A 1,109-nucleotide genomic window follows, 5' to 3' on the forward strand; every position below is an offset into this window, starting at 1 on the left:
TCTTAAAGGCAATGGAAAAGAAGCCTATTCACTTTAAGATGGGATTTCTTTTTAGAATAACGCATATAAACACTCCTTTTAAAGATTGTATCTAATCAACTTAACAAGAGAGGTATAGATTATGGTTATAAGCTCTATACCCCTTATGAGTTATCATACCCATTATGTGAGCATGCCAAGTCTATTCAGTTTCTCTAATTTCTAATTTTGGTAGTTTTTTCACGATTTTCATGGTTTCTAAACTTACGGTAATAACCCTTTGAAACAATTCTAGANCAAGTCTATTCAGTTTCTCTAATTTCTAATTTTGGTAGTTTTTTCACGATTTTCATGGTTTCTAAACTTACGGTAATAACCCTTTGAAACAATTCTAGAGGATAAGCAGGGTTTCCAACGGTTTCAACAGCATAGCGATTGGCATCATTGACAATGCCACTCTTTTTATCAGTCTTTACACATTGATGCCCCACAACCCATTCAAGAGCGGGTTTACCATTGACGATATACTTATAAGCTTCAAGAGGGATATCTGTTATGGTAATATTGCTATTGTAAATAACAGTGGTTTTATCTTTTCCTTACTATTTTTAATTTTTGCGAATTTCATTTCAGTTACATAATAGAATTTTTCAGGATTAGAGATTTCTGTTTGTTTTGGATTACCCTTTTTAAAGGTCACGGGATAAGGCTCTACAGTTTCATAATTCACGTGCAAATGACCCAGTTCACGTCCTGCTGTCACAAACTTCCAAAAATCATCAGCATTTTTTACACACGGGATACGAGGCAATTCTTTAGAGAGGTTATCAGTATAACGAGTGCGATAATCTTCTGAATGTAAGATTCCATAAACGTAATAAAAGGTATCGTTTTTTGTTATAATTTTAGTAAGATCTGTAGAGAGATGCTTCTTAAACCTAGTTTTATACTCTTATCTGTTTTTTGGGCTTCTTATCAAGCGACAATCAATGGAGTGTCTCTTGTTGTCTCTAATATGTAACAGTTCCAATAAATCAGATTATTCTGTAAATAAGAGTCTTTACTTTATCCTCGAAATGATATGATATACGCTACCTTAAAGTTAAGAAGCATATTAGAGTGTATGATTG

Annotated in this window: 1 pseudogene; it reads right to left on the reverse strand. The window is 33.0% G+C overall.

The window, feature by feature from the left end:
- Positions 1-281: 281 nt before the first annotated feature.
- Positions 282-880: pseudogene (locus ACFILT_RS09310) on the reverse strand (type ISP restriction/modification enzyme); the annotation flags it as partial.
- Between the last annotated feature and the right edge of the window lie 229 nt (positions 881-1,109).

Source organism: Bartonella sp. AP7XZML (assembly GCF_042195745.1).
Classification (GTDB): domain Bacteria; phylum Pseudomonadota; class Alphaproteobacteria; order Rhizobiales; family Rhizobiaceae; genus Bartonella.